Genomic DNA, 25,602 nt, shown 5'->3' with positions numbered 1-25,602 from the left:
ATATGGGATGTCGGGAAGGGAGGGCCGGGGTGCGGCCCTCCCGTGGTCACTCATTCAGCGGGGCTTGTCCCACCCTCTTCAGTCGCACCATTGGAAGCGAAGAACTCCCTGGTGAGTGTGAAGACGACCGGGCTGAGCAGAGCCAGAGCGATCAGGTTCGGGATTGCCATCATGGCGTTCAACGTATCGGCCAGCAGCCAGATGAAGCCGAGATCCGCGGTTGCGCCGAAGTAGATCATCACGATCCAGAGGATCCGGTAAGGCATCAGGGCACGGTATCCGAAGAAGAACCCGACGCATTTCTCGCCGTAGAACGACCAGCCCAGGATGGTGGTGAACGCAAAGATCGACAGTGCGATCGCGATCAGGTAGCCACCGATACCCGGCAGAGAGGTCTCAAACGCCAGGGACGTCAGGGCCGCACCGGATTCACCGCTTGTCCAGGCACCGGAACTGATGATTGCAAGACCGGTGATCGAGCAGACGATGATCGTATCGATGAACGTGCCGAGCATTGCGACCAGACCCTGGTTGACCGGACCTTTGGTGGATGCAGCAGCGTGAGCGATCGGAGCGGAGCCAAGGCCTGCTTCGTTGGAGAAGACGCCACGTGCGACACCGAAGCGGATAGCCGCCCAGACAGCCGCGCCTGCAAAGCCGCCCTGCGCTGCGGACGGAGTGAAGGCATATGTGAAGACGAGCTCCAGCGTTTCGATGATCTGACCGGCGTTGATGAGCAGCACCAGGATACCGGCGACGATGTAGCTGACCGCCATGAAGGGAACCAGCTTACCGGCAACAGCACCGATGCGGGTAATGCCGCCCAGGATGACAGCGGCGGTAAGAACCATCAGGATCACGCCGGTTACCGACGGGTTAAGGCCGAAATTGGCGTCCAGAACGTGGGCCACGCCATTGGCCTGTACGCCGTTGCCGATACCGAAGGCAGCGATTGCGCCGAACAGGGCGAAAGCCCAGCCGAGCCAGTGCCAATGGGAAGCAAGGCCGTTCTTGATGTAGTACATCGGGCCGCCGACAAAGTTGCCCAGTTCGTCGGTCTCACGGTACTTCACGGCACAGACGGCTTCTGCGTACTTGGTGGCCATGCCGACAAGAGCGGTCATCCACATCCAGAAGAGCGCACCGGGGCCACCGAGAAAGATCGCCGTTGCCACGCCGGCAATGTTACCGGTACCGATGGTGGCCGAAAGCGATGTCATCAAGGCGTTGAACGGACTGATCTGGCCTTCGCCCTGGCTATGACGGCCCTTGAACAGCAGGCCGAAGCCGGTGCCCAGACGCAGAATCGGCATGAATTTCAGGCCAACCTGCAGGAAAAAGCCGACGCCAAGGATGAGAACCAGCATAAGCGGCCCCCACACAACGCTATTTATGGCCCCTACGATACTGTCTAACGCTTCCATGGTTTTCCTCCCAATGCGTTTAGGTTCATGCTCTTCAGGTCCTCACCATGTGGCGTGACCGGTAGAGAGCGACGAATTCTTCAAACTCCATCAACCGGCCAGGTTGAGCATGTTGGAGTGAAGTCGGTTGTTGTTTGCCGATGCCTCAAGCGTGAATTGCGCGGCCGAGCGCGTCAAGACATGCTTCCTTGACGGCCTCGCCCATTGCCGGGTGGGCATGACAGGTTCTGGCGACCTCTTCCACGGTGGCGCCCTTCGTCATGGCCAGCACCAGTTCCGCAATGAGATCACCACCATGAGCGCCGCAAATGTGAGCGCCAAGAAGTTTGCCACCGGGTGACGCCAGGACCTTGACGGCACCATCGGTTTCGCCCGTCGACCGGGCGCGGCTATTGGCCATGAAGTTGAATTTGCCGCTGATATATTCAGTTCCAGCTTCTTTGAGTGTTTCCTCGGTCACGCCGACGGACGCAACTTCCGGGTCGGTGTAAACGACACCGGGAACCGTGTTGTAGTCCACGTGACCGTGTTCGCCTGCGAGGATCTCGACACAGGCAACACCATCTTCTTCCGCCTTGTGGGCCAGCATTGGACCCGGAACGCAGTCACCGATCGCATAAATGCCGGGAACCGATGTCTGGAACGCGTCATCAACGTCAATGAAACCGCGGCCGTCGACCTTGACGCCGAGCGCGTCCAGACCGAGGCCACGGGTAACCGGACGGCGGCCGATCGCCACCAGAACCTTGTCCGCCTCGAGGGATTCGGTAACATCCTTGCCGACACGTTCCAGCGAAAGGGTCAGGCCGTTCGAGCCTCGCTCAATCCCGGTGACCTTGCGACCGAGCTGAAATTTGAGGCCGCGTTTTGACAGCGCCCGTTGCGCCAGCTTGGCGATCTCGCCGTCAATCCCGGGCAGTATGCGGTCGAGATACTCAACGACCGTTACCTTTGCGCCAAGGCGGGACCAGACCTGGCCGAGTTCGAGCCCGATGACACCGGCTCCGATCACCGCAAGGTGCTGAGGGACCTCGGAAAGGGCGAGAGCGCCGGTGCTGCTCAGGACATCGGTTTCATCGATGTCGATACCCGGAAGCGGGGTCGGCTCGGAGCCGGTCGCGATCAGGATGTTTTTGGCGGCAAGCATTGTTTCGCCGTCGTCGGTCGAGACGCGCACCTGGCCTGCCTCCGGAATGGAGGCCCAGCCCTCGATCAGTTCAACACCGTTTTTCTTGAACAGAAAGGCAATGCCTTTGGTCAGGTCACCGACAACCTTGTCCTTGCGCCCCATCATTGCGCCAAGGTCGAGCGACGCACCTTCAACGCCGATACCATGGGCCGACAGATGGGACAGTTCTGCGTATTTGGCTGATGAGGTCAGCAAGGCCTTGGATGGAATGCAACCGACATTCAGGCATGTTCCGCCAAGGGCACCACGGCCTTCGATACAGGCAACGCTCATGCCCAGTTGTGCAGCGCGGATGGCGGCCACGTAGCCGCCAGGGCCGCCGCCAATGACGACAAGGTCAAAGTTTTGCATTTAGATCGCCTCAGCGCTCGTCGTAGATCGGGAATTGTTTGCAGAGTTCGGAGACCTGTGCCCGGGTCGCAGCTTCGACCTCGGCATTGCCGTCCGGATTTGCGGCCAGTGCGTCCAGAACGTCGCTGATCAGATGACCGATCTTGCGGAACTCTTCCGGACCGAAGCCGCGTGAACATCCTGCTGCCGTGCCAAGACGGACACCGCTTGTGACGGTCGGTTTTTCGGGATCATCCGGAACGCCGTTCTTGTTGCAGGTAATGCCGGCCCGCTCCAGAGCTGCCTCCGCGGCATTGCCCTTCACGCCCTTGGGGCGAAGGTCGACCAGCATCAGGTGATTGTCCGTTCCACCCGATACGATGGCACAGCCGCGCTCGGTCATGACGTCGGACAGCGCGTTTGCGCTGTCGACGACGCGTTGGCAGTATACCTTGAAGTCGGGCTTCAAAGCTTCGCCGAACGCCACGGCCTTGGCCGCAATCACGTGCATCAGCGGCCCGCCCTGCAAGCCCGGAAAGACGGCAGAGTTGATCTTTTTCGCCAAGGCTTCGTCATTGGTCAGAATGACCCCGCCTCGCGGACCGCGCAGGGTCTTGTGGGTGGTGGAGGTTACGACATGGGCGTGTGGCATCGGCGACGGATGCAGGCCGGTAGCCACCAGTCCTGCGATATGGGCCATGTCGACCAGAAGCCAGGCGCCAACTTCGTCGGCGATCTCGCGGAACTTCTTGAAATCGATAATGCGGGAATATGCGGAAGCGCCTGCAATGATCAGCTGCGGTTTTTCGGCTCTTGCCAGCTCTGCCACCTGATCGTAATCGATGACGCCTGCAGCGGTCAGACCGTACTGGACCGGACGGAACCACTTGCCTGACTGGGCCGGCTTGGCGCCGTGAGTCAGGTGGCCGCCTGCATCAAGGGACATGCCGAGGATCGTGTCGCCTGGTTTCAACAGAGCCAGTTTCACCGCTCCGTTTGCCTGTGCGCCTGAGTGAGGTTGGACGTTGGCGAATTCGGCGCCGAACAGTTTCTTCAACCGGTCGATGGCTTCCGCTTCGACTTCGTCGACATATTCGCAGCCACCGTAATAGCGCCGTCCCGGATAGCCTTCGGCATATTTGTTGGTCAGGACGGAGCCCTGAGCCTGAAGCACTGCTTTAGAGACGATGTTTTCCGAGGCGATCAACTCGATCTGATCGGCCTGACGCTCTGCTTCACGGTCTATCGACTTGGCAATGACCGGGTCTGCAACATCCAGATTAGTCCGAAACATTTCTTCCTCCACATGATTTCCGAAATGCCACCCGTTTCCCCTAAGGCGTCTAATGTTTCTTATAGGAAACTTTTCTTATTTTTGCAACAAATGTTTTCGTTAGAGAAATTTGACCGGTTTTCGAGAATGTGCGACTTACGATGGAGCAGTTGAAAGGTAGATGATGGAACCGGTTTCTCAGAACAAAGACGAAGAGATCGCTGAGGCGGTGGATCCCGATCACCTGGGAAAAATGATCCGCGAGGCGCGCCTGCAAAAAGGCTGGACTCTCGAGGAAGCTGGCAAGGCGGCCGGAATTGGCCGATCGACCCTGTCGAAGATCGAAAACAACCAGACGCGTCCGAGTTTCGATATCGTTCGTCGCCTGACGAAGGCGTTGGAGCTGAAAACGCCGCAGTTGTTCGTTCAATCGGGGCCGAGTGATATTTCAGGCCGGCGCGATGTTACCTTTGCCGGTCAGGGGGAACAGCAGGACACGCCGACCTACAGTCACGAGTTATTATGCACCGAGCTGACCAGCAAACGGATGTTTCCGTATATTAGCACGATCAAGGCCAGGGATGTTTCCGAATTCGAAGCGTGGATCCGCCATCGCGGCGAGGAATTCATGTATGTGATCAGCGGAGAGTTGACCCTGTTCACCGAACATTACCGCCCGCTCGCGCTCAAGGCAGGCGATTCCGTTTATTATGATAGCGGTATGGGTCACGGATGCGTCTCCACAAGCAAGGAAGATGCAAAGGTTCTCTGGGTGTCCCTGGAATAGGTCTTCTGTTCCCATCTGAAAGAAACAGAAAATGGTGTCAGACAGGCTGGGTTCCCTATGAGAGAGCTCGGCCTGTTTGCATGTCATGTGCCGATATTCTCGCAAAAAAAGAGCCTGACGCGCTTTCCGGAGCATTGCGTCAGGCTGGCAGGAACCTTTTCTGAAGGGGGAATCTACAGAAAGGGAAATTATTTCTTATTATGGAAAATGAAGCCGATGAAGTTCAGCAACAGCTGGGCAGCAAGAACCTGCGTGCTTTGGCTTGGGTCATAGTCGGGCGCAACTTCGACAAGGTCGATGCCGACCACATTACCCTGCCTAGACAGTCCCTGCAGAATTTCCAGAACGTCATAATACTGGAAGCCGCCGTGGCTGGGTGTGCCCGTTCCCGGGGCGATTGAAGGGCAGAAAGCGTCGATGTCGATGGTGACGTAGTAGCGGGCGCCTTCCGGAATGCGTGCCAGCACCTGCTCGGTTCCCAGCTTGCGCACCTGGCGGACGGAAAGAATGTCTGAACCGCGCGCTCGGGCGTCTTCATATCCTTCTTTCGCTGTTGACGACACGTTGCGGATGCCGAGTTGCGTCATCCCGGAAACGTAGTCTTTTTCGATCGCGCGGCGCATGGGGTTGCCGTGCCCGACAGTGACGCCATGGCGCTCGTCAACGAAGTCCAGATGGGCGTCGATCTGGATCACGTGGATCGGACCGTTTTTCGCACAGTCTTCTTCGAAAGCGTTGACGCATGGAATATTGACCGAATGGTCTCCGCCGATGGTCACCGGCAGGGCTCCGGCATCGAGGATCTTCTTCACGCCATATTCGATGTTGGCATGGCTTTCTTCCGTTTTGGTATGAATGATGTCGGCATCGCCGATATCGACAATCCGCACATCCTCGCCCAGATAGGTGGCATCGTCTTCATGATCATAGGCACCGGCGTGACCGAAGCTGAAGAGTGTCGAGGCTTCCCGCACCGAACGAGGACCGAAGCGCGCGCCTGAGCGGAACTGGCAACCAAAATCGAACGGGGCACCCAGGATTGCGACATCAGCGTCAATCTTGTCCCAGTCGGCGACATATTCCTTTTTGCCAAAGGTGGCGATGCCGACGAACGGCAAGTTCAAGCGACCTGATTCATAGCCATGTCCTGACATGAATTTCTCCGTGTTGTTTATCTGTAAGCCAGTTCCGGCAGGAACAGGGCGATTTGCGGGAAGACGACCAAGAGACCGGTGACGACCAACAAGATGATCAGAAAAGGTGGCACACCTCGTACCACATCCACAAATGGGCGTCGGAAGACGGCAATCGCGGTGAAGAGGTTACAGCCGAAAGGCGGCGTTGCGGCACCGATGGCGACCTGAAGCGTAATCAGCACGCCGACCAGAACCGGGTCAAGGCCGGTTGCCTTGATCATGGGCGCGAAGATCGGCACCAGGATCAGGATCACCACGATCGAGTCCACGAACATGCAGCCGACAAAGAAGGCGATATTGATCGCAAGCAGAACCGTGAGCGGACCGGCCTCGCTCAGCCCGAGTGCCGAAATGATCGTCTGCGGGACCTGCGCGAACGACAAGGTCCAGGAGAAGGCAGCTCCGGCGGCGATCAGGATGAAGACAACCGAGGTGATGGCACCGGTCGACAAGGCGATGTCGGGCAGATCGCGCAGACGGATCGAGCGAAACACCGCAGCTTCAAGGATGACTGCATAAAGCACGCAGATTGCTGCAGCTTCAGTCGGTGAAAACACACCGCCATAGATGCCGCCGACGATGATCAGCGGAAAGCCCATCGGCCAGACGGCACGGCGAACCGATTTGAACCGTGCGCCCCAGTCCGCCTTTGGCAGGACCGGAATGTCATGACGGATCGCGTACCACATGCAGTAGGCGGAGAAGAGCACCACGATCAGAAGACCCGGTACGATACCGGCGATAAAGAGCTGCGAGATCGATGTGCCTGAGACAACCCCGTAGATGATCATGCCGATGGAAGGCGGGATCAGATAGGCAAGGTCGGCTGCATTGACGATCAGTCCGATCGCGAAGCTGTCATTGTAGCCCGATTTCAGCATGCGGGGGCGCATGGCACCGCCAATGGCGACCACGGTTGCCTGAGTGGATCCGCAGACCGCGCCGAACAGGGCGCAGGCGCTGGTGACCGAGATCGCCAGACCACCCTTGATGTGGCCCATGAAACTCATGACCACGTCGATCAGCCTGTTGGCGGAATGTCCCCGTGTGATGATGTCGGCGGCCAGAATGAACATTGGCACGGCGATCAGGGCAGCGGGCTTGACCCCGCCGATCATCTGCTGGACCAGGATCTGCAGGTTCATGTCCGGAAAATAGACGAGAAACCCGAGAACGGCTGCCGAGATCAACGGCATCTTCATCGGAAAGCCTGCCAGCAGCAGGACGACCATCACAATGAGCATGAGCTCGGTCATGACTTGCTCTCCTCACTCTGCTGTTCTGCGTAGCGGCTGAGCGCAGCAGTGGTTTCCGGATCTTCGTAGCTGTCCACCTCGACGTAAGAGACATAGACCTCTTCTTCGTTGAAGTTCAGGTTGCGAAGTGCAGTCAGGAAGTATTGAAGGGATGTCAGGGCCAGGCCGACCACCACCCAGATATAGGTGAGATAAAGCGGCACCTGCAGCGACGGTGTCACTCGTCCCCTGCGGGCAACCTTGGCGACATATTCATAAGCGTACCATGCAAGAACCGCCATCATGATTGCAGTCGTCAGCGCGATGACGATCATCAGGATCTTGCGCGCCTTCAACGGCAGGGCGTCATAGATCGCCGACATGCGGATATGGATGCCTTTTCGCGTGGCATAGCCCAGTCCCATGAAAGTGACGATCACGATCAGGAACTCGTTGAGCTCTTCGGAAAAATAGATGGATTGATGAAACACGTAACGGCCAAGCACGTTGGCGATCGTGTTTACCGCCATCAGGATGATACCCCAGCTCAGGATCTGGACTTCGATCTTGCCGATGATGGCGTCGATCTTGCCAAGGATGCTGAGCGGTGCGGGTTTGCTCTCCTGCATGATCCCCTCCCGGTGTTGTGTCCCCTGCGCGAACCACGCAGGGGACGGTTTGACCGAACAGGCTTACTGGGAGGCTTGGATTTCAGCCTGCAGAGCGTCCAGCAGCTCCTGGCCACGTGCACCGGCAGTTTCTATGTAGGCTGCTGCGGTGTCACCGCTGCGGGCACGAAATGCATCACGCTCTTCTTCGGTCAGGACGACGATGCCGATGTCCGGTTTCGCTTCCTTGATGATGTCCAGGCGCTTCTGGTTGAAGTCCGTGACCACACCGTCAATGAAACCGGTCATGTCGGCCATGGTGTCGCGAACAAGCTTCTGGCGATCCGGAGACAGGGTCTCGAACCAGTCGGACCCGGCGACAACGGTGGTCACGAGTTCCTGCTCACCGGCCCAGATCAGGTGGCTGGTAACTTCGTAGAACTTCATTTCCTCAATGGTCGGGATCGGGTTCACCTGACCGTCAACCGCACCGAGCTGCAAAGCGCCGAAAACCTCGCCGAAAGGCAGTGGGGTCGGGCTGGCACCCATGTTCTTGTAGGTCTCCAGAAGGATCGGAGAGACCATGACGCGCATCTTGAAGTTCGAGAAGTCTTCAGGTGAGCGGATTTCCCGGTTGGTGGTCCAGACCTGTGCGCCTTCGGAATACATGGTCAGCACTTCCAGACCCCGCTGGCGGAAGTCCTCGTTGAGCGGGCCATAGATGGTTTCCGAGCTGCTCAGGATGTTCGATATCGCAGCCGGATCGGACGGCAGCAGGTAAGGTAGCAGGAAGACCTGGCTTTCCGGAACGATGGTGCCGAGATTGCCGATGGAAACGTTGGTGAACTGGATGACGTTGTCGGCAGCCTGTTCGACTGTCTGGGTCGGGGTGCCAAGGGTTCCCATCGGGTAGACGGTAACGGTCACCTCGCCGTTGGTTGCGGTCTCGATGCGCTTTTTGAACTCTTGCGCATAGGCGTCCATGATCGAGCCCGGAATTTCCTCGATGGCAAATTTCCAGTCTTCAGCCTGTGCGCTGAACGGGGCCAGTCCGAGTGCGGCGACAACCGCAGCAGACTTCAGGATCGGGAACTTGAATTTCATGCTGGTTCTCCTCCCAGAGATTTCAAAGTGGAACTGAGTGGGCAGAGAACACCACATTGCCTTTCGTTAAAAAATATCGTTTATATGATCTTTACATGAACGAAATTCATGTAAAGCCGATGACATGGAGAACGTCATGAAATTGCTTCGCAATACACTGCTGGAGACCTTCGTGGCTGTCGTTGAATGTGGTGGCTTCAGCGACGCGCAACACCGCCTGGGCATCACGCAATCGGCAATAAGCTGCCGCATCCGCGACCTGGAGATCACGCTCGGTTACCGGGTTTGCGAGCGTGGACGGGGAGGCTTTTGCCTGACGGAACGGGGAAAGATTGCCTATGAAAAGGCAAGGGATGTTCTGCGGCGGGTGCGCGACTTCGATTCAGAACTCACCGAACTCAGGGATAACATCTCGGGCGACTTGCGTATCGGCATCGTCGATACGGTCAGCAGTCTTCCGGGCTTTCCGCTGGTGCCGGCAATGCAGAAATTCCTGAGCCGCAAAAACGAAGTCCAGCTGGAAATCGTCGTTGCCTCCCCGACGGATCTGACACAAGGCCTGATCACCGGCCTTCTGCATGTCGCGATCGCACCTTTCAAGAACAAGGTCGCGGACCTGAGTTACGCTGAAATATGCACTGAGGTTCACCATCTTTATTGCGGTCGGGATCACCCCTTGTTTTCGACTCAAGCCGAGGAGATCACGCCGGACATTCTGCAAAATTATCCGGTTTGCCGACGCGCCTACGATCCCGGGACGGCCGCACTTGTTTCCGCCTCGGTGCCAAGCCCCGTGGTTGCCAACATGGAAGCCATGGCGATGTTGATCGAAAGCGGTCACTATCTCGGCGCGCTGCCCGATCATTTCGCGCAGGCCTGGGTGCATAGAGGCGCTTTCAAGGAACTGGCCCACGAAGAAATGAGTTGGACCTCGACCTTTTACATTGCGGCGAGGGAGTCCCAGGTTCAACGGCGTGCGGTAGAACTGTTCCTTCAGGATACAATGAGTGTCGTGACATAACTTTCGCCCCAGGCGCAAATCCCACGGGCTGGAAAGCCGAATTCTACTTCAAGACCCTAGAAGATCTGCCAACTAGGAGGTTGAAGTGGATCGTGCAAAAATCACCTTAGGAGCAATTCCGTGCTGGGTGGGATGCGATATTCGCTCTGCGAGCAGGTCCACCAACAAATGATGCGTCGCTGACCGGTTCTTTGTCTTCAGAAGCGGCGCGTTCTGATTTTATTGCTGGTTTCTTCAGTCTTTGAACTCGTATTTAGCGAAGGACTTTTCGATATGCGCCTGTTGATCGTATTCCTCGCCGCAATGGTCGGATCAACCCTTGTCCCCGCATTTGCCCAATCATCAGACCCGATGGATTTGCAGCGCTGCATATGGGGGTGTCTGGCCAATTCCAAAGGGAATGACGACCCGGCATACCATGCGTGCGTCAAGCAGTTCTGTGTCGAAGAGGAACAGTCGTCTGTTGAACAAACCGGGCAACAGCCGAAAGCCGATCGGCAAACGGTTATGCTCGTTCAGCGCAGTCTTGCTGCCCGCGGCTTTGATCCGGGACCGGCGGACGGAATTTGGGGACGCCGGACGGCGGCAGCGGTCAAGGCCTTCCAGAGGTCGGAAGGGTTAACCCAGTCAGGCATCATCGACGAAGCTCTCGTCTCCGCCCTTCGCTCAGCTGAGCAGTCGGATCAATCAGGCTCCGCATCATCCTCGCCTCAGAATATTGCGACCAGGCTCGATGTCCCGATCCTCGAACATGGTGGCGACGGCCAGATGTCCAACTGTGGAAGCAGTGTTGTCACGGGCCTGAAGACGAACGGTGACGGATTTCTGGCTGTCCGCTCAGGACCGGGAACCGGGTACCGGAAAATCGATGAGCTGCATAATGGGGATGTGGTGTACGCGTTTGACCGGAAGGGCGATTGGGTCGGTGTTGCGTACAAGGTCCAGTCGCTTGAGTGTGCATCAACGACGACCAGGCCCATTCAATACGAGTTCATGGGTTGGGTGCATGGCAAGTGGCTGAGCGATCTGGCCGGATGATTTGCTGAAACGGGCGGGTCAGTCAGGCTCGATGACCGAGCGCCATGTTCGCCCCTTAACGGGACTTGGAAAGAATTTCATCAACGGTGCCCAGAAGTTTGTCGCATTCCTGTGACGAGCCGATGGAGATCCTGAGCCAGTCGTTGATCCTTGGCTGGTTGAAATGGCGCACGAGGATGCCCCGGGACCTGAGGCCTGCGAGCAGATCCCTCGCAGGCATGTGGCTGTGCGAGACGAAGACGAAATTCGTCGCGGACGGCAAGACTCTGAAGCTTTGGATCTTGAGAGCTTCTGCAACTCTTTCGCGGTCCGCAATGACTTTGTCCCGTGTCGTCTCGAACCAGTCCCGGTCGTTCCAGGCGGCCAAGGCACCCGCAAGCGACAGACGGCTTATGGGATAGGAGTTGAAACTGTCCTTGATCCGTCTAAGAGCCTCGATGAGGTGCTGCTGTCCGGCGGCAAAGCCGACGCGCATTCCGGCAAGGCTACGGGATTTGGAGAAGGTCTGGACCACGAGAAGGTTGTTGTATCGGGGCACCAGAGTGATCGCACTCTCAGCACCGAAATCGACATAGGCCTCGTCAACCAGAACGACAACGTCAGAATTTTGCCTCAGGATCTGTTCCAGACTGTCCAGGGACATGGCAATCCCGGTAGGTGCGTTCGGGTTTGCAATGACGACACCGCCACAAGGAGCCGCGTAGTCCTGAATGTTATATTCAAAGGCGTCATTCAGCGGGACGGTCCGGTGCTCGATCCCGTAGAGCTGACAATAGGTTTTGTAGAAGCTGTAGGTAACATCGGCAAAAAGAACCGGTGCCTTGCCGGTGAAAAATGCATTGAAGGCATGGGCCAGAACATCGTCGGAGCCATTGCCGATAAAGATATTGTCCGATCCGAGTAGAAGCTCAGCGCCAATGGCGGATCTCAGGTCGGAAGCCTCGGGATCCGGATAAAGCCTCAATCCGTCATCTGTTGCAGCGCGTATCGCGTCCAGTGCGCTGGGCGATGGCCCATATGGATTTTCATTGGTGTTGAGCTTGACGAAAATCTGGTCCCTGGGCTGCTCCCCTGGCGTATAGGGAACCAGTCTTTCCACGATGGGGCTCCAGAACCTGCTCATGACCTATCCTGCATTGTCCGGTTTGCTTGCGGGTTTGCAAAACACACGCCTAGGCCGGATGAAAGATTTCAGCAAGCCGATTCAGCGGACGAGATCGCGCCACCTTGCTGCATAGCTGGAAAATGCCGGATTGTTGGCCAGAGTTCGTTTGCCGTTGTCGGCCATGGAATCGTTCCGGCGTTGAGGTCCTTTGGCCAGCAAGGCCGCTCCGATGCTGGTTCCGGTAACGGAGCTTTCGGCTGCTTCGACCGGCCGTCCCGACGCGGTTTCCAGCATGCGTGTGTAGAGGGAATTGGACGCAAACGGTCCTTCCACAATGATTGGGCCCTTCGCTCCGGTCATGGCAAGGCATTCTGCGGTCATCAAGGCAAGGTAGAAGGAAAGTGCGGCATAGCGCTCTCCATCCGTCAGTTCTGTTTCGGTAACGGTCCAGCGATGGCTCCTTCCCTGAAACGGCCCGGAGCGGGGATCAACGGCCGGGAGCAGCATCACACTCTGATCAAGGACATTTCGGGCATCAGTGTCAGTTGCGATGCGCGGACGACCATCCAGGACCATTTCGAACTCACGCCCTCCCATGAATCGCGCGGACGGTACCGCATCGCCAAACGCGTTGACATTGATCAGCGTATCGCGTGTCGGGTCGAGATGAACGGTTTCTCCGCCTAGCGCCAGAACGATGACCCAGGTTCCGGTCGAGACGACCGAGAAGGGAGCCTGTCGCCTCAGAAGATGCGGAAGCAGAGATGCGTTGGAATCGTGAATTCCGCACGACACGGCAACATTCTCCGGCAATCCGGTCACTGCCGCCACGGCCGGCAGAACTGGATCGAGAGTGTCGACCGCCCGTTTGACCGGTGCCATTTTTCCGGCAAGTCCCATGCGCTTAACAAGCGAGGAAAAGCAGTTTTGCGACGGGTTCCACAAATCCGTGTGGCACCCGAGAGAAGTTACCTCATTGGCGCGAATTCCGGTGAGGCGGTATGTCCAGTATTGCGGGTAAGTCAGAATGGTCGCCGTTCTGTCCAGCAACGTCGGGTCTGACCTGAATTGCCAGTACAGCTGGGCACCGACATTCAGACCCATTCCAAGGCGGGGCGATCCGGTTTCGGAAAACTCCGGCCTGATCGCATCATAATCGGTTGCAAGCGTTTGCGGGCCATCGAATTCGTAGTCCAGAACCGGTGCCGCGAGAGAACCGTCCTCTGTCAGCAGGACAGCGGATGCACCGTGGGTCGTGACCGAAAGGGCATCTATGCCGAATTCTGAATGAAGCTGCTTCAGGGCATCGCAAATGAAGTGCCAGTGCCCGTCGATGTCGTAGTGCGGAAAGGGGGGACCTGACAGCACTTTGTTGGGTCGCGTCAGAACCCCGATCTCCCTTTCGGCGTCAATATCGACGACAGCGACTTTTGCATTGGTCTTGCCGATATCGATCACGCCGACATGTCTCACATCCCTCATCCGCTGTCAGTCCATGTGAAAGACGGTTTCAAGCGGAATGGCGACGGGTTCATTGTCCGATCCGGTTTCCATGATGTCCGCCATATGCGCCCACCACTTTTGCATGACAGGATGAGACGGCAGGTCTTCCATCTTGTGGTCGTCTGAACGCCACAGGACCCCGAAAAGAATGTGCGTCTGCAGGTCAAGGTGGATGGAGTAATCCCGGATACCCGCCTCTTTCAGCAGAACGACAAGCTCGGGCCAGATCTCGTCATGGCGTTTTCTGTATTCTTCTTCCATGCCCGGATTGAGCTGCATCTTGAACGCAAATTTTTCCATGGGTCACGTTCTCCTGCGGGCGAGCAGTTGCCGGGCGATCCTGGGAAGCGCGATCACAGCGATCAGGAGCAGGCCGATGAAGATGGACATCACGATGCCCGGCACGTTCAAGAGGCCGAAGCCGAATGTGACCATGCCCATGACGAATGCGGCAATGACGACACCGGGGATGGTTCCCGATCCACCCAGAATGCTGATGCCGCCAAGCACCACCATCGTGACGACTTCCAGTTCCCAGCCAAAAGCGATGGAGGGACGCGTAGCTCCAAGTCTGGACGTCAGGCAAATGGCGGCGACAGCCGACATCAGTCCTGTCAGCAGAAACAGTGTGAATTTCACTCTGGAAACCCGAATACCGGAAAAGAGTGCACCGACCGGATTGTTGCCGATCACGTACACCGCACGGCCGAAATTTGTCCGGTGCAGGAGAATGGCAAACAGGATTGCCATCACGGCAAACAGGACGAGCTCAAAGGAAATCACCCACCAGACGTAACCTTGTCCGAAAAAGGCGAAATCGGACGGATAACCTGTGTACGCCTTGTCCCCGAGAACAATGTAGGAAATGCCCCGGAACAGGCTCATCGTTCCAATGGTGACGACAATGGATGGCAGGCCGAAGCCCGTCACCAGAAAACCGTTGAATGCTCCGCAGGCGAGACCAACCCCGAGGCCGATCAATACCAGTATTGAGGTATCGGCCCCCAGTTGGACGGCAAAACCCATTGCGGTCGACACCAGGGCGATGATCGATGCGACAGAAAGGTCGATTTCGCCCGAAATGATCAACAGTGCCATGGCAAAGGCAATCAGTGCTTTTTCGGTGAAATTGAACGTCGCGTCGGAAAGGTTCCAAGGGTCAAGAAAGTAAGGTGATGCGAAGCTGTTGATGATAAAGACGGCGACGGCAACGCCGAGCAGCAACAGTTCCCAGCTCGTGAGAAAACGTTGCAGGGGAGACCTTAGCCTGTCCGGTATCTGGCGGCCTGAAACCTGAGAGGTGCTTGAGGCAAGGCTCATAGCGCGTGCTCCGCTTTTTTCAGAATGACCCGGCCCTTGGTCCGGTTGGACGTTGCATTGAAGGCGACGGCAATGATGATTGCGCTGCCGGAAATGGCGAGTTGCCAGAAGGGCGAAATGTTGACGACCGGTAGAGCGTTCTTGACGATGCCGAGGAACAAGGCTCCGAGAAGGGCGCCTCCCACGGAACCGATGCCGCCGGCAATCGAAATGCCGCCGATGACGCAGGCCGCAACCACCTCCAGTTCGAAGCCACCTGCAATATCGACATAGGCAACGGCATAGCGGGCAACCCAGAGATATCCTGTCAAACCGGCCAGGGCCCCGGACAGAATGAACGCCGCGCACTGGGTTCGGCCAACATTTATGCCGGTGTAGACTGCGGCATGAGGATTGCCGCCCACTGCATAAAAGGCGCGACCGAGCGGGCTTCTGCCAACCAGAATGATGAAGCCGACAACGACCAGAATGGCCATCCAGGAGAGAACCGGAAGGCCAAGAATGACTTCTCGCGGGAAGGCCTTGAAGGCCGGGCTCATCTCATGGGCGTTGATCCATTCCCCGCCCGAAATCACAAAGATGATGCCGCGATAAATGGTCATTGTGCCGAGCGTGACGACAATCGGCGGAATGTCGAGCTTCCAGACCAGCAAACCGTTCACCAGACCCATCAGCGTTCCAAAGCCAATGGCGATCAGCAGGATCATGGGAACTGGCAAGTCCGGCATGGCTGTGTTGAGCATCGCGACGACCATGCCTGTCAGTGCCAGATTGGCGGCGACGGAAAGATCGATGCAGCGGGTCAGAATGACGGCCATCTGCCCGAGAGCAAGAATGATCAGCGGGGCGGTGTCGTTGAACACATTGGCCAGGTTCTTTGGGGCTGCAAAGGCCGGAAAGCGTGTCGAGATCACCAACAGGAGCGCCAGGATGGCTGCTGCCAGAATGCCCTCGCGAGACTTGATTAACGATGGGATCATGACTTCACCTCCGAGATGCCGGCTGCCGCCCGCACAAGATGTTCCGGGGTGAGGTCACCACCTTCAAACTCCGCGGCGATACGTCCTTCACGCATGACAATCACACGATCCGACATGCCCAGGATTTCGGGAATCTCCGAGGAAACCATGATGACGGCGAGCCCTTCGGCAGCCAGTTCAGCCATGAATTCATGCACCGCCGCCTTGGAGCCGATATCGATGCCCTTGGTCGGTTCATCCAGGATGATGACCCGCGGCTGCGTCGCCAGCCATTTGGCGATGACCACCTTTTGCTGGTTGCCGCCGGAAAGTTCGCCAATGTCCTGATCAAGTGCAGCTGCGCGCAAATCAAGGCGCTGAGTGTAATCGCGTGCCAGTTTGAATTCCTCGGCCAGCCGGAGAAAGCCGTTCTTCGAGGTCTTCTTCAGCGAGGGCAGCGAAACATTCTGGAAGATAGGCAATCCCTTGATTGCCCCCTGCCTGCCGCGATCCTCTGGAACATAGACGATGCCGTGGCTGATCGCTTCGTCGGGGGACCGGATAACAGCGATTTCCCCGTCGATGCGTATCGCGCCTTTCGACGGTTTGGTCACGCCGAAGAGCGCCTGCATGACTTCACTTCGGCCCGCACCGACCAATCCATAGAAACCAAGGATTTCTCCCCTTCGCAATGAAAAGCCGATATCCTCGAATTCCGTAGGATGGCAGTAGCCGGCGACCTTGAAAAGTTCCTCTCCTGGATTGGAACTGCGCTCGGGAAAAACCTGATCGATCGACCGTCCAACCATCAGGCGGACCAGATCCTGTTCGGTGACATCGGAGATTTTTCCCGCGCCGACCATCTGGCCATCCCGAAACACCGTGAAACGGTCTGCGATGCGGAAGATCTCATCGAATTTGTGGCTAATGAAGAGGATTGCCTTGCCTTCCGCTTTCAGCCGCTCGACCAGTTCGTAGGTCTCCTCGATCTCCTTGTGGGACAGCGAGGCGGTCGGCTCATCCATGATCACGATTTTCGCATCTATGGAAAGCGCCCGCGCTATGGCGACAAGGTGCTTGTTGGCGATGCCGAGATCTTTCAGCGTTACTTTCGGATCGATCTGCGCACCGATCCGATCGAGCAGATCCTTGGCCTTGCGCAGCATTGCTGCACGGTCGATCAGCCCGAAGCGGGTTTTCGGCGCGTGCCCTATGAAAATGTTTTCCGCGACCGAAAGGTCATCGAAGAGAACAGTTTCCTGGTGAATGGCAGTAACGCCAGCCTTGCCCGCATCCAGCGCCGTGGGAAAAGAGACGGGTTGGCCGTTAATGGAAATCCGACCGCCGTCTGGCTGATAGATGCCGGTCAGAACCTTCACGATGGTGGATTTTCCCGCACCGTTTTCGCCGACCAGCGCGGTGACCTCACCGGGGTAGAGATCGAGAGCGACCTCCGAGAGCGCCTTGACGCCTGGAAAGGACTTCGAAATGCCCTCCAGCGAAAGAACCGGCGCTGCTCCTTGTGTTGCGTGCGCGTGCACGTTGTCGATGCCCTGCGAGTTCGCAAGCATTACCAGTACCCCGGTGGCTATTGTTGTTATTGAGTTCGGGACCGGCCCGGCGCTGTTCGCCGGACCGTCTATTGCCTGGAGCCTGAAGCTTAGAAGATATCCTTGAAGTCGTCGATGTTGGAGCTGTCATAGACAAACGGGTCGGCCATCGCGCCTTCGTTTTTGTCATCAAGTGTCAGAGACCCCATGCGACCCATGGGAATTTCAGCGCCCGGCTTTGCTTCGGCGTTACCATTGGCCAGATTGTAGGCAAGCATGGTGGCGGAGTAGCCGAGATCGATCGGATTCCAGATCGCAAAGGACTTCGAGGCACCGGAGTCGATGTGACCGGCCATTTCTGATGGCAGACCCAGTCCTGTCACGTTTATCTGGCCGGCTTTCTCAGCATCGGACACGGCCTGTGCGGCGGCAACGATACCGACGGATGTCGGGGCGATGATCGCCTTCAGATCAGGGTAGGTCTGCATGAGACCTTGTGCTTCGCGATAGGATTTGTCGGCCAGATCGTCGCCATAAACGGTCGCAACGACATTGATGCCCGGATAGTTGTCCTTGACCTTGTTCATCTCTTCGATCCAGATGTTCTGGTTCGTCGCCGTTGCAGATGCGGACAGAACCGCGACATCGCCACCGTCAGGCAGATGATCGGCTGCAAGCTTGATGATCATGTTGCCGATAAGCGGGTTGGACGAAGGATTGAGGTGCAGTTGGCGGCCCTCCGGCGCGACGCCTGAATCCCAGGAAACTACCGTAATGCCGCGTTGCATGGCTTTCTTCAGTGCCGGAACCAGGGCGTCCTGATCATTTGCGGAAATGGCGATTGCATCGACCTTTTGCGCGATCAAGGCATTGATGACCTCGATTTGGCCTTCAGCGGTCGTGTCGGTTGGGCCGGTATAGATGATTTCCACGTCACCAAGTTCCTTGGCGGCCTCTTCCGCCCCTTTGGCTGCTGCTTCAAAGAAACCGATGCCAAGCGCCTTCACAACAAGTGCGATCCGTTTGGTTTCGGCCTGTGCCGGTCCAGCTATACAGACGGCGGCAACGGCAGTTGCAGCCAGAAGTGATTTGAAGAGTTTCATTGTCTTCCTCCCTAGATAGCTGCCGGCCCTCCCAGGTCTCGGCAGAATTCCGGCTAACCGCTTGAGGTTGCCTTGGTTTGTGCGGCGTTCGATTGCGCCACGATCAATTTGACGTCTGCCTGCTCGAGCATGTTGGCCGCGCTATCGGGAATGCCTTCGTCCGTGACCACGGTCGAGATCCGTTCCAGTGGACACAGGATCAGGCTGGAGCGGGCGCTGAATTTGGATGAATCCACCAAAACCACCAGCTCGTCTGCCTGACCGATAAGTTTCTGTTCAGCCTGGATCAGCAGGGGGTCGGCTTCCATCAGTCCGAGAGGGCCCAACCCCTGAGCGCCCATGAACATGCGCTTGGCATAGAAATTCCGGGTCACGTCATTGTCGAACGGGCTCAGAATGATGTTCTGCTCGCGATAGATCGCGCCACCCGAAAGCATGATCGTGTTCTTGGAATTCTTCAGAAGATGCTCGGCAATCGGAAACGAGTTGGTGAACACCTGCATGCGCTTGGTTGCCAGCGGATGCACCATCTGAAATGTCGTCGTGCCGCCATTGATGATGATTGCATCGCCATCCTCGCAAAGCTCAACCGCCTTTTGGGCAATTGCACGCTTTTGCGCGATGTTGATCGTTTCATTGACGCTAAAGGGGCGTCCGGCCAGTCCGACGAATTGCGGCGGATGGATCGACTCGGCCCCGCCACGAACCCGGCGCAGCTTTTTCTGCACATGCAGTGTTGCAATGTCCCGGCGGATCGTCGCCTCCGAGGAATCGGTCAACGCCACCAGTTCCTGGACAGTCACGACCGGACGATCCTGGACGGCGGATAGAATTATCCTTTGGCGCTCTTTCTCGTGCATGTGTTCCTCCCAATGCTCAAAAGTTTTCACCAAAAACGCTCATTGTCAATCATAAAATGTCAAAAATAATCATATTGCGTTGCTAAATGATCGTTATTGATCGTTTTTGATTGACATTGCGATCTGTTCGAGCGAGTTTCTAATCAAACAAGCAAGCGCTGTCTGGCATATTTTGGGAGGAATGAATGTTGAACTCTGCCGCAGGATCCCGGCTTCAGAATCTTTGGGACGAGGAGAAGGCGCGGAGCATGAGCGAAGCCGAGCTTTTGCTGTACCGGTCGAACCTTCTTGGTTCAGACAAACGCATTACCAATTACGGCGGCGGCAACACCTCGGCGAAGGCGCTTGAGAAAGACCCGCTGTCTGGCGCCGAGGTTGAGGTTCTTTGGGTCAAGGGATCTGGCGGCGATGTCGGTACGATCAGGATGGACGGCTTTGCCACGCTCTACATGGACAAGCTGCACGCTCTCAAGGACCTCTATCGAGGTGTCGAGTTCGAAGATGAGATGGTCGGCTATCTGCCCCATTGTACGTTCAACCTGAACCCGCGCGCGTCTTCCATCGACACGCCGCTGCATGCCTATGTTCCCGGGAAGCATGTCGATCACATGCACCCTGATGCCATTATCGCCATCGCCGCAGCCGTTGACAGCAAGGCTCTCACTCAGGAAATCTTTGGAGATGAGATCGGATGGCTTCCCTGGAAGCGGCCGGGCTACGAGCTTGGCTTGTGGTTGGAGAAGTTTTGCAGGGAAAACCCTGAAGCGCGCGGGGTCGTGCTGGAAAGTCATGGCCTGTTCACCTGGTCCGACGATGCCAGAACCTGTTACGAGACCACGCTCGAAATCATCAACAAGGCAATTGGCTGGTTCGAAAACAAAACCGCTGGCAAGGACGCCTTCGGCGGTGCAAGGCACCGTGCATTGTCTCCTGCCGAACGGCGTCAGGTGGCAGCAGGTCTGATGCCGGCCATCCGTGGAATGGTGTCCGGCAAGCAACACATGGTCGGACATTTCGATGACAGCGATGCGGTGCTGGAATTCGTATGTTCAAGGGATATGGAAGCGCTGGCTGCACTTGGAACGAGTTGCCCCGACCACTTCCTGCGGACCAAGATCCGACCGCTTGTCGTGAATTTTGATCCGGCCGTTCCGGATCTGAATGCCACTTTGGCCGGGCTTGGAGATGCCATCGCGACTTATCGCGAAGACTATGCGGCCTATTATGACCGCTGCAAGCACACCGACAGTCCGGCCCTGCGAGACCCGAATGCCGTGGTCTACCTCGTCCCTGGTGTTGGCATGATCACTTTTGCCAAGGACAAGGCCACTGCCCGGATCTCCGCGGAGTTCTATGTCAACGCGATCAACGTCATGCGCGGGGCCTCGAGCGTGTCCACCTATCGCGGCCTGCCGGAGCAGGAAGCGTTCGACATCGAATACTGGCTTCTGGAAGAGGCCAAGTTGCAACGGATGCCGAAACCGAAAAGTCTTGCAGGCAAGATCGCACTTGTGACCGGCGGTGCCGGCGGGATCGGATCAGCAACGGCAGAGCGCTTCTTGCGCGAGGGGGCTTGCGTCGTCTTGGCAGACATCGATGCGGAGGCGCTTTCCGCGACTGCCGAGCTGCTGGGCGGACGGTATTCCTCGGATGTTGTGAGAACGGTCACGATGGATGTTACAAGCGAAGAAGCCGTTGCAGACAGTTTCGCGCGCGCCGCACTGGAATTCGGCGGTGTCGATATTCTGGTCTCCAACGCCGGGATCGCGTCGTCAGCGCCGATCGAGGAAACGACGCTGGACCTTTGGAACCGGAACATGTCGATCCTCTCCACCGGCTATTTCCTCGTCTCACGGGCAGCGTTCCAGTTGATGAAAGCGCAGAAGATCGGTGGTTCGATTGTCTTTATCGGTTCCAAGAATGGTCTTGCGGCTTCACCGGGTGCCAGTGCCTATTGCACGGCCAAGGCGTCGGAGTTGCATCTCGCCCGTTGCCTTGCACTTGAAGGTGCGCCGGAAGGCATTCGTGTCAATGTCGTCAATCCGGATGCTGTTTTGCGTGGTTCCAAGATCTGGTCCGGCAGCTGGTTGAAGGAACGCGCCGAAGCCTATGGCAAGGATACGTCCGAACTCGAAGAGCATTATCGGCAGCGGTCGTTGCTGAAAAAGTCCGTTCTGCCCGAAGACATCGCTGAGGCGACCTATTTCTTCTCCAGTGAGTTTTCGGCAAAATCAACCGGCAACATTCTCAATGTTGATGCCGGAAACGTTCAGGCCTTCACGCGCTAACGGAGAGTTTCATGCCAATGATTGAAGGCGTCCTGCTGGCACGCGAAAACGAGATGCGCACGCATGACCTGAAGCGCGACTATGACATGCTGGGCGAACATCTTGAGCGTCACGGCATCGCAATTGACAGGATCAAGGACAAGGTTGCCGCCTACGGTGTGGCAATCCCCTCCTGGGGAGTTGGAACGGGCGGAACCCGGTTTGCGCGCTTTCCCTGTGCCGGAGAGCCCCGCAACATCTTCGACAAGCTGGAAGACTGTTCGGTCATTCAGGAGCTGACCAGGGCAACCCCCAGGGTTTCGCTGCACATCCCCTGGGACAAGGCGGATCCTGCCGATCTGAAAGCTGCCGCCGCAGAACTCGGTCTTGGCTTTGACGCCATGAATTCCAATACTTTTCAAGACCAGCCTGGCCAGCCGCTTTCATACAAGTTCGGTTCCCTGTCTCATACCGACCGGGGCACGCGGCAACAGGCGATCGAGCACAATCTTGAATGCATTGAACTTGGCAAGGCGATAGGGTCAAAGGCCCTGACGATCTGGGTTGGCGACGGCTCGAATTTCCCCGGTCAGGCCCATTTTGTCCGGCAGTTCGAGCGCTACCTGGAAGCAGCCCGAACAATCTATGCCAGCCTGCCTGAGGACTGGCGGCTCTTTACCGAGCACAAGATGTATGAGCCGGCATTCTATTCAACCGTGGTCCAGGATTGGGGAACCAACTACCTGATTGCCAATGAGCTGGGTGACAAGGCGTTTTGCCTTGTCGACCTTGGACATCACGCACCAAACGTCAACATCGAGATGGTCGTCGCCCGCCTCGTTCAGTTCGGCAAGCTCGGCGGATTTCATTTCAACGACAGCAAGTATGGAGACGACGATCTGGATACCGGGTCGATTGATCCGTACCGGCTGTTCCTTGTTTTCAACGAGCTTGTCGATGCTGAAAACCGTCAAGCGACGGGTTTCGATCCGGCTCACATGCTGGACCAGTCGCACAATGTGACCGATCCGATTGAGAGCCTGATGGTTTCGGCCATGGAAGTTCAGCGGGCCTACGCGCAAGCCTTGCTGGTGGACAGGCAGAAGCTGGAAGTCTGCCAGGAAGAAAATGATGCCTTGATGGCAACCGCGACGCTGAAACGCGCCTTCCGCACGGACGTTGAACCGATCCTGGCAATGGCAAGGCTGGAAACGGGGGGCGCGATTGATCCGGTAGCCACCTATCGTGCGTCGGGTTACCGCCGCAAGGTCGCCGAAATCCGACCGGAGGTGACGGGGGCAGGCGGCGGTATCGTCTAGGTTCGGATCAAAAACAGCGCGGGAGGGCGTCATTCCGGTGAGCTCTTTGCTGGTCCGGATTGACGCCTGGAAAGTTTGGATTTGCCAAAAGACCTGAAATGATCAAAGCGTCAGCTTGTAGGCTCGAATGGCGTTTCCGCCCAGAATGGCGTTTTGCTCTTCTGAGCTCAGGTCCGAAAGCAGTTCCCCGGTTGTTTCCACCCATCGCGCATAATCACTTGCCAGCAGGCAAACCGGCCAGTCGCTACCCCAGATCAGGCGATCAGGACCAAAGGTTTCGAGCAGGTGCTCGACATAAGGACGAAGGTCGTCCACCGTCCAGTCCGGCTTTGCCTCGGTCACCAGGCCCGACAGCTTGCAGCAGGCCTGGGTCTTATCGGCAAGTGCCGCCATATCCGCGGCCCAGTCTTTGATATGACCTTCCCGAATGACCGGCTTGGAACCGTGATCAATGACAACACGCATTTCGGGATGTCGAGCCAGCAACTCCTGCAGGTTTGAAAGGTGATGAGGTAGGGTCAGGGCGTCAAAGGTCAGGTCCGCTTTCTGAAGTGCATCGAAGGCTGGTTGAAGGTCGTTTCGCAGCATCCAGTCGGCATCCGGAATGTCCTGGATCATCGGACGCAGACCGACAAGAGAGCGGTGTCCTGCAAGGTCGGCGATCAGATCCGGCGCAGCCGGGTTCTCAAAATCCACCCAGCCAACGACCCCTTTGACCAGCTCGTTGCTGTCGGCAAGCGACAACATGAAACGTGTTTCCTCGACCGTGGGAGCCGCCTGGACCAGAACTGTGCCCGACAGGTTGTGCCGATCCAGATGGGGAGCGAGGTCGTGCGGCAGAAAGTCCCTGTATATGACTTCAAGCTCCGGTGTCAGCCAACCATAGTCTCCACGCTCAAGTGCCCAGAAATGCTGGTGTGCATCAATCCGAATCACCCGATAACTCCTTTCTTGAGAATGATATTGCCGTAGAGGCGGCGTTCGCCGGTTTGAACGATGGCAAAAGCTGTTGCTGCGCGTTCGTAAAAGGCAAAGCGTTCCAGTGTTTGAATTTGTGTCGGATTGTCCGCTGTCTTGTCGATGATGTTCTGGAAGTCCGCGACGGCCTCGGGAATGGCGTCCGGATCACCGACCACTTGCATCGTCAGGGCTGGGTCCGGCACATAGATGTCGAGTGGCATCACGGAGAGAACGGCTTGCAAGATTTCGCTGGCGGTGGAGCCGTCTGCACGAATGCAGGTCGGCCCCAGACTTTCACCCGGAAAGTTGGCGTCCGCCAGAACGATCTCGTCGCCATGTCCCATGGCGCGCAGAGCGTAAAGAAGGTCAGGGGATAGGATTGGATCGATGTTACGCAGCATGACTGGCCTCCGACGGTAGAGGGGCGTTCGGGTGAATCAATCCTTCACTGCGAAGATCCGACCACAGTCCGTCCGGGATCGGCGTTTCGAGCAGCTCGACGTTGGAATTGACTTCGCGCGCGTTGACGCCGCCCGGGATCACGGTTTTGACGCTCGGGTGTCCGAGCACGAATTGCAGAGCAGCGGCAATCAGTCTCGTGTCATGCGCAGCGCATACCGCTTCGATCTTGCGCACACGTTCCATGATTTCAGGAGGGGCGTCGCCGTAATTGTATTTGGCACCCGGAATGGCACCGGTTGCCAGGATGCCGGAATTGTAAGGTCCACCGAGAATGATGCCGACATCGCGCTTTTCGCAAAGCGGAAGAAAGCTCTCCAGAGCTTCCTGTTCCAGCAACGTATAGCGTCCCGCCAGCAGGAATCCGTCAAAGTCACCGAGACCGAGAAGCTTTTCGCAGACCTGCCACTCGTTGACACCAGCGCCGATCGCGGCAATGTCTCCGGCATCGCGTAGTTCACGCAATGCCCGGTACCCGCCGCGATCAAAGAGTTCCTTCACCTTGGCATCGCTGGCCTCCTGGGACCCTTGCGAGAAAACACAGACATCATGAACCAGAAGAATGTCGGCATTCGACACGTCGACGCGATTCCTGCTGGCCTCGTAGCTGCGCATTACACCGTCATAAGTGTAGTCGAACACGATCCGCTTCTGGGGCACATCAACAAAGGCTTCGGGAGTGACTTCATGTGGCTCGCAATCCAGAAGAAGACGGCCGATCTTGGTCGACAGCTGAACATTTTCGCGACCGAAGCGCTTCAGCGCGACACCGAACCGTTCCTCGGAACGGCCGAGACCATACTGAGGGGCTGTGTCAAAGTACCTGATACCCGCGTCGTAGGCCGCCTGGAGGGCTGCCTGCGCGTCTTCATCTGAAACCTTGCGATACAGGTTGCCCAGGGGAGCTCCGCCGAAACCCATGCGGGTCAGGGAAACCGGCCGGGCGGTTCGCGCATTCAAAAGGGTGGTGTCGGTGACCTTCATTCGGGTTC

23 protein-coding genes are annotated in these 25,602 nt (G+C 57.2%); 5 read left to right on the top strand and 18 right to left on the bottom strand.

Annotated elements, in window-relative coordinates:
• Nucleotides 1-50: 50 nt before the first annotated feature.
• The 3 genes from ABLQ08_RS26335 to glyA form a co-directional block, all read right to left on the bottom strand.
• Nucleotides 51-1,424: an alanine/glycine:cation symporter family protein gene (locus ABLQ08_RS26335; protein WP_352948650.1), complete on the bottom strand. Its 1,374-nt coding sequence runs from the start codon at nucleotides 1,422-1,424 to the stop codon at nucleotides 51-53.
• A gap of 145 nt (nucleotides 1,425-1,569) precedes the next feature.
• On the bottom strand, nucleotides 1,570-2,964 hold the full coding sequence (gene lpdA / locus ABLQ08_RS26330; RefSeq protein WP_352948647.1) for a dihydrolipoyl dehydrogenase: 1,395 nt from the start codon (nucleotides 2,962-2,964) through the stop codon (nucleotides 1,570-1,572).
• Between the two features lie 10 nt (nucleotides 2,965-2,974).
• Nucleotides 2,975-4,237 carry a serine hydroxymethyltransferase gene (gene glyA / locus ABLQ08_RS26325; RefSeq protein ID WP_352948644.1) on the bottom strand — a complete coding sequence of 421 codons (1,263 nt, stop codon included), beginning with the start codon at nucleotides 4,235-4,237 and terminating at the stop codon, nucleotides 2,975-2,977.
• A 160-nt stretch (nucleotides 4,238-4,397) separates the two neighbouring features.
• Here glyA and ABLQ08_RS26320 point away from each other — a divergent pair, with 160 nt between their 5' ends.
• Nucleotides 4,398-5,003 (top strand): helix-turn-helix domain-containing protein, encoded by a 606-nt coding sequence (locus ABLQ08_RS26320; protein ID WP_352948641.1) that lies wholly within the window; start codon nucleotides 4,398-4,400, stop codon nucleotides 5,001-5,003.
• 188 nt (nucleotides 5,004-5,191) lie between these two features.
• Here the strand turns inward: ABLQ08_RS26320 and speB are convergent, their stop codons facing one another.
• The 4 genes from speB to dctP form a co-directional block, all read right to left on the bottom strand.
• A complete protein-coding gene (gene speB / locus ABLQ08_RS26315) occupies nucleotides 5,192-6,157 on the bottom strand; it encodes an agmatinase (protein WP_352948638.1) in 966 nt (321 codons plus the stop codon).
• A gap of 17 nt (nucleotides 6,158-6,174) precedes the next feature.
• Nucleotides 6,175-7,455 carry a TRAP transporter large permease gene (locus tag ABLQ08_RS26310; RefSeq protein WP_352948634.1) on the bottom strand — a complete coding sequence of 427 codons (1,281 nt, stop codon included), beginning with the start codon at nucleotides 7,453-7,455 and terminating at the stop codon, nucleotides 6,175-6,177.
• Nucleotides 7,452-8,063 (bottom strand): TRAP transporter small permease, encoded by a 612-nt coding sequence (locus ABLQ08_RS26305; protein WP_352948631.1) that lies wholly within the window; start codon nucleotides 8,061-8,063, stop codon nucleotides 7,452-7,454. Before ABLQ08_RS26305 ends, ABLQ08_RS26310 begins: the two co-directional genes overlap by 4 nt.
• 63 nt (nucleotides 8,064-8,126) lie before the next feature.
• Nucleotides 8,127-9,146: a TRAP transporter substrate-binding protein DctP gene (gene dctP, locus ABLQ08_RS26300; RefSeq protein ID WP_352948628.1), complete on the bottom strand. Its 1,020-nt coding sequence runs from the start codon at nucleotides 9,144-9,146 to the stop codon at nucleotides 8,127-8,129.
• 136 nt (nucleotides 9,147-9,282) lie between these two features.
• Here dctP and ABLQ08_RS26295 point away from each other — a divergent pair, with 136 nt between their 5' ends.
• Together ABLQ08_RS26295 and ABLQ08_RS26290 are read left to right on the top strand one after the other, a co-directional pair.
• A complete protein-coding gene (locus ABLQ08_RS26295) occupies nucleotides 9,283-10,167 on the top strand; it encodes a LysR family transcriptional regulator (RefSeq protein WP_352948626.1) in 885 nt (294 codons plus the stop codon).
• A 273-nt stretch (nucleotides 10,168-10,440) separates the two neighbouring features.
• Nucleotides 10,441-11,205: a peptidoglycan-binding protein gene (locus ABLQ08_RS26290; RefSeq protein ID WP_352948623.1), complete on the top strand. Its 765-nt coding sequence runs from the start codon at nucleotides 10,441-10,443 to the stop codon at nucleotides 11,203-11,205.
• A 55-nt stretch (nucleotides 11,206-11,260) separates the two neighbouring features.
• Here ABLQ08_RS26290 and hisC read toward each other — a convergent pair whose 3' ends face one another.
• The 8 genes from hisC to ABLQ08_RS26250 all read right to left on the bottom strand — a co-directional run bounded on the left by hisC (nucleotide 11,261) and on the right by ABLQ08_RS26250 (nucleotide 19,605).
• Nucleotides 11,261-12,328 carry a histidinol-phosphate transaminase gene (gene hisC, locus ABLQ08_RS26285; protein ID WP_352948621.1) on the bottom strand — a complete coding sequence of 356 codons (1,068 nt, stop codon included), beginning with the start codon at nucleotides 12,326-12,328 and terminating at the stop codon, nucleotides 11,261-11,263.
• Between the two features lie 81 nt (nucleotides 12,329-12,409).
• On the bottom strand, nucleotides 12,410-13,792 hold the full coding sequence (locus tag ABLQ08_RS26280) for an FGGY-family carbohydrate kinase (protein ID WP_352948619.1): 1,383 nt from the start codon (nucleotides 13,790-13,792) through the stop codon (nucleotides 12,410-12,412).
• A gap of 6 nt (nucleotides 13,793-13,798) precedes the next feature.
• Nucleotides 13,799-14,113 carry an L-rhamnose mutarotase gene (rhaM, locus tag ABLQ08_RS26275; protein ID WP_352948616.1) on the bottom strand — a complete coding sequence of 105 codons (315 nt, stop codon included), beginning with the start codon at nucleotides 14,111-14,113 and terminating at the stop codon, nucleotides 13,799-13,801.
• A gap of 3 nt (nucleotides 14,114-14,116) precedes the next feature.
• Nucleotides 14,117-15,133: an ABC transporter permease gene (locus ABLQ08_RS26270; protein ID WP_352948614.1), complete on the bottom strand. Its 1,017-nt coding sequence runs from the start codon at nucleotides 15,131-15,133 to the stop codon at nucleotides 14,117-14,119.
• Complete coding sequence (locus tag ABLQ08_RS26265; RefSeq protein WP_352948612.1) at nucleotides 15,130-16,113, bottom strand: ABC transporter permease; 984 nt, start codon at nucleotides 16,111-16,113, stop codon at nucleotides 15,130-15,132. Before ABLQ08_RS26265 ends, ABLQ08_RS26270 begins: the two co-directional genes overlap by 4 nt.
• Nucleotides 16,110-17,663 (bottom strand): sugar ABC transporter ATP-binding protein, encoded by a 1,554-nt coding sequence (locus ABLQ08_RS26260; RefSeq protein WP_352948609.1) that lies wholly within the window; start codon nucleotides 17,661-17,663, stop codon nucleotides 16,110-16,112. The genes ABLQ08_RS26265 and ABLQ08_RS26260 overlap by 4 nt, the downstream gene beginning before the upstream one ends.
• 89 nt (nucleotides 17,664-17,752) lie before the next feature.
• Entirely contained in the window at nucleotides 17,753-18,745 is a 993-nt protein-coding gene (rhaS, locus tag ABLQ08_RS26255; RefSeq protein WP_352948607.1) for a rhamnose ABC transporter substrate-binding protein, read from the bottom strand.
• Nucleotides 18,746-18,798: 53 nt separating this feature from the next.
• Nucleotides 18,799-19,605, bottom strand: coding sequence for a DeoR/GlpR family DNA-binding transcription regulator (locus tag ABLQ08_RS26250; protein ID WP_352948605.1), 807 nt, complete (start codon nucleotides 19,603-19,605; stop codon nucleotides 18,799-18,801).
• 185 nt (nucleotides 19,606-19,790) lie between these two features.
• Between ABLQ08_RS26250 and ABLQ08_RS26245 the strand changes: the two genes are divergently transcribed.
• Both ABLQ08_RS26245 and rhaI read left to right on the top strand, forming a co-directional pair.
• Nucleotides 19,791-21,893: a bifunctional rhamnulose-1-phosphate aldolase/short-chain dehydrogenase gene (locus ABLQ08_RS26245; protein WP_352948602.1), complete on the top strand. Its 2,103-nt coding sequence runs from the start codon at nucleotides 19,791-19,793 to the stop codon at nucleotides 21,891-21,893.
• 11 nt (nucleotides 21,894-21,904) lie between these two features.
• A complete protein-coding gene (rhaI, locus tag ABLQ08_RS26240) occupies nucleotides 21,905-23,191 on the top strand; it encodes an L-rhamnose catabolism isomerase (protein ID WP_352948601.1) in 1,287 nt (428 codons plus the stop codon).
• A 102-nt stretch (nucleotides 23,192-23,293) separates the two neighbouring features.
• Here the strand turns inward: rhaI and ABLQ08_RS26235 are convergent, their stop codons facing one another.
• From ABLQ08_RS26235 to ABLQ08_RS26225, 3 genes are read right to left on the bottom strand one after another with little or no spacing between them, the layout of a single operon-like run.
• The gene (locus ABLQ08_RS26235; RefSeq protein WP_352948598.1) at nucleotides 23,294-24,127 is read right to left on the bottom strand and encodes an amidohydrolase family protein; all 834 of its coding nucleotides are present in this window, start codon (nucleotides 24,125-24,127) and stop codon (nucleotides 23,294-23,296) included.
• Nucleotides 24,124-24,552: an L-fucose mutarotase gene (fucU, locus tag ABLQ08_RS26230; protein WP_352948594.1), complete on the bottom strand. Its 429-nt coding sequence runs from the start codon at nucleotides 24,550-24,552 to the stop codon at nucleotides 24,124-24,126. The genes ABLQ08_RS26235 and fucU overlap by 4 nt, the downstream gene beginning before the upstream one ends.
• Entirely contained in the window at nucleotides 24,542-25,594 is a 1,053-nt protein-coding gene (locus ABLQ08_RS26225) for an aldo/keto reductase (protein WP_352948592.1), read from the bottom strand. Before ABLQ08_RS26225 ends, fucU begins: the two co-directional genes overlap by 11 nt.
• Nucleotides 25,595-25,602: the final 8 nt, after the last annotated feature.

Origin of the sequence: Roseibium sp. SCP14, from assembly GCF_040329475.1 — a bacterium.
Classification (GTDB): Bacteria; Pseudomonadota; Alphaproteobacteria; order Rhizobiales; family Stappiaceae; genus Roseibium.
This window is presented reverse-complemented; position numbering and strand designations above follow the sequence as displayed.